The following is a 3,492-nucleotide window of genomic DNA, read 5'->3' as shown; positions in this document are numbered from 1 at the left end:
CCGGTCGCCAGCACGATCTTGCGGCCCTCGGCGTGTTCGGTCCGGAGGCGGCAAAGCAACACCTCGCGATAGGGCAGCGATGCCGGATCGATGTCGATGCGTTGCGCGATTGCTTGCTTCAGCCGCGCCGGCCCGCCGGCGATCCAGAAAGGTACCAGGAAGATATAGAGCGGGTTCATCTTGAGAAGGATGAACAGCCCTTCCCACAACAGGTCGGTCGCGATCAGCGTGCCGTCGAGATCGACCGCAAGCGGTATTGCGTTCCTGTCCGACCGCGCATCCATGTCCGTCCTGCCCTGCCCGCGTAGAGTTGCGCGCCGCTTTCCGGCGTCTTGAGGCTGGTATAGCGGGCGATGGCGTAGCGAACGTTAAAACGCCCGGTTGCAGACGGCTGCCGTGACGGTATTTCCCGCGTCATTGTTAAGCATCTGCTACCGGAAACGATAAAAGGCCGAGCAAATGCCCGGCCTCTCAAGATATGCCAACCGGAATTACTTGATTCGGGCGACGCCGCCCGAGATTTCGATGGTTTCCGAACCGGTCAGAGCTTCGAGGTCGCCGTTCGGCAAGGTGACGAAACAGCCATTCGGGCAGAACTCAACCGTTTCGCCACCAGCCAGCGCGAGGTCGGTCTTGCTGCCGCCCTCGGTCACGACCAGCGTGCGGGTCTCGGCGTCCTTGTTGACCGCGCTTGCGGCATGGACCGAGCCGATGGCGGCGACCAGGGCGACGGCAGCGACGAGAGACTTCCACATGGTGCAATATCGGTGTTCCCACCGCCTCTGTTGCATTTCGCAAGGCAATTTCGCCTTTGCATGGGAGCTTATAGGAGATGGAAGCTGAACCGCAACTGAATGCCGCATTCATGCCGCAATCGGTTCCGGCAGGATCAAGGTCGACGGAGTCCCAGCTTAGTCCGGATCTGGCTTCTTGGTTTTGCGGGACTTGACCAGCCGCTTCTTCTCCGCCTCGGCTTCGGCCTTTATCTGCTCCTGTTCGGCGAAGTCGGCCTCGATCTTGTCGTCGTCTGTCGGCCACGCCTTGGGCTTATGGGCCTCGACCACGGCGCGCGGCGTCGAGGGCATCTCGATGTGTTCGCTGCTGAATTTTTCGAGGACGGCAAAACGGATGTCGTTCTGCGCGATGTTGCCGTTCATCACATCGGCCAGAAACACGCGGATCTCGAATTCCAGGGCGGCAGGGCCGAAATTGGAAAACAGCACGAAGGGTTCGGGGTTCTTCAGCACCATCGGGTGGCTGCGGGAGATCTCCAGCAGGACGGCATGAACCTGCTTGACGTCGCTGCCGTAAGCGACGCCGACCTTGATGTCGATGCGGCCGAGCTTGTTGCGGTGCGTCCAGTTGCCGACGGCGTTGTTGATCAGGTTTGAATTGGGCAGGATCACCGATTGCCGCTGGAAGGTCTCGATCTCGGTGGCGCGCACACTGATCTTCTTGACTGTGCCGCTGACATCGCCGGCAACGATCCAGTCGCCCACCTTGAATGGCCGCTCGGCCAACAGGATCAGGCCGGAAACGAAATTGGACACCACGTTCTGCAGGCCAAAGCCGATACCGAGGGAAAGAGCGCCGGCGACCAGCGCCAGGCTGGACAGGTCGATGCCCGCCGCCGAGATGCCGACCAGTGCCGCGAGCGCGACGCCGGCATAGCCGACCGCCAGCCTGATCGAGTTGCGCACGCCGGTATCGACCTTGCCACGCGCCATCACCGAACCGTCGAGCCAGCCCTGGAACCAGCGCGTCAGGAAATAGCCTATGATGAAGACGACGATGCCGGAGAGGATGCCGGTCACCGAAATGGTCACCGACCCGATGTTGATCCCAGTTGCGAGCTTGTAGGCCCAAGCCTGGATATCGCCCGGCTGGAAACCCCACATCAGCAGGATCAGCGGCAGGAACACCAGCACGATCATCACATTGATGGCAACACTGACGACAAGGCCTAGCTGGTCGAGGGCCGTATCCTCGTAGCTGGATTTGGCCGACAGCCAGCGCCCGACGGTCGTGTTGGCGAAAGCACCCTCCTCGCCGATCGCCTGTGCCGACAGGAAACCGATATAGGCGGTGATCAGCGCGGTGCCGGTAACGACGACCTGCAGCGAAACGAACAGAGCGAGGCCGATGTAACCAAGCAGCGCCGCGACGATGGTGAAAAGACCGAGTGCAAGCGCCGTATAGCGCAGCCATGCCGGCCACGGCCGCCAACTTCCATCACGCGCCTTGAATGGCCTCAGCATCGCCATCAGGATCAGGATGACGCCGACGATGATGGTTGCGCCGAAACTGCGGGCAATGGTCAATGACAGCGGCGAGCCCATTTTGTCGTTGATCACCGACAGGAAGGTGTTGACGCTGATGACCACGGCCATGGCGGTGGTCAGGCGCACCAGCCAGCGCGCCGGCCCCGTTTCGACCGGGATAAGGCGCCAGTTCGGCAGCCGCGGCTCCAGCGCCGCATTGGTCAGCCGGTTGACGCAGAACACCACGCCGATGGCGGTCGCCAATGCATTGAGGAACAGGCCAATATCACCACGCAACACATTGTAATAATTGAAGAAGAAAATCGTCGATCCCAGAAAGGCGGCAACCGCCAGCGTTGGCAGCAAGGTTGACCAGAAAGCCACCGATAAGCGGCTGAGATAGGACGGGTCTTCATTGGAGGGATCGGCTTCGAACACCCTCCCGAACAGCCGCCTGCCGCCGACCAGCAGCACCAGGGCCAGCCCGAGCGCCACGAAGGTCGCTGCGAGGATGGCCTGGAACTTGAACTTGAAAGCGAAGCTCAGCCAGGAAGACACCGCCTTGTACAGATTGGTGTATTCGTCCTGGGCGTCGGAGAAAACCTGCGGGCTCAGCGCATCCGACAGCACGTAGCGTTTGGTCAAAAGGTTGCGGAACAACTCGCTGCGCATGTTGCCGATCTTGTCGATCAGCCCGCTGATGCGGATCGACAAGGACTGGGCCTGCGAGATGACGGCGTTTATCTCCGCCTTTTCCGACACCAGCGCCTGGCGCTCGCCGCTGACGATGTCGGGCTCCGGCGGCTGGCCGGCGGCGGGCGCTGGCCCGATCTGTTCAAGCCGGCTGTTGATCTCGCCAAGACGCGTGCGGAAAGCCAGTGCGCTGTTCAGCGATTGCCGAGACAACTCCTCGAGCTGCAAGCGGATATCGACGAGGCTGCTATCCTCATCGGCGTCCTGTTGGATCTTCTTTTCCAGATTGTCGGTCTTGGTCGTCAGGTCCTGCAGGATCTTCTGCTGGTCGGCGACCAGCCCGGCTGGCGCCTGGCCAAGCCCTTGTGCAGCCGCGTCGAACGACATCGGCGCCGAAACGACAAGCGTGAGGATCAAAATGAGACGAAGCAATCGGAAAAGCATGATTTGTTGGCGACTCATCGGCGGCAAAGGCAATTTGAAAAAGCCTGTCCTTGATAAAGACGGCCCTATCCTGGGGCAAGCCGTCGTATCGCGA

General features: G+C 61.0%; 2 protein-coding genes and 1 pseudogene. All 3 read right to left on the bottom strand.

What is annotated here, in order from left to right; translation table 11 throughout:
- Positions 1 to 284: pseudogene (locus EOC06_RS41995) on the bottom strand (prenyltransferase); the annotation flags it as partial.
- A 207-nt stretch (positions 285 to 491) separates the two neighbouring features.
- Complete coding sequence (locus tag EOC06_RS08495) at positions 492 to 755, bottom strand: hypothetical protein (protein ID WP_164748978.1); 264 nt, start codon at positions 753 to 755, stop codon at positions 492 to 494.
- Positions 756 to 911: 156 nt separating this feature from the next.
- Positions 912 to 3,398, bottom strand: coding sequence for a mechanosensitive ion channel family protein (locus tag EOC06_RS08490; RefSeq protein WP_128307501.1), 2,487 nt, complete (start codon positions 3,396 to 3,398; stop codon positions 912 to 914).
- Positions 3,399 to 3,492: the final 94 nt, after the last annotated feature.

Origin of the sequence: Mesorhizobium sp. M7A.F.Ca.MR.362.00.0.0 (assembly GCF_004023175.1) — a bacterium.
Lineage (GTDB): Bacteria > Pseudomonadota > Alphaproteobacteria > Rhizobiales > Rhizobiaceae > Mesorhizobium.
This window is presented reverse-complemented; position numbering and strand designations above follow the sequence as displayed.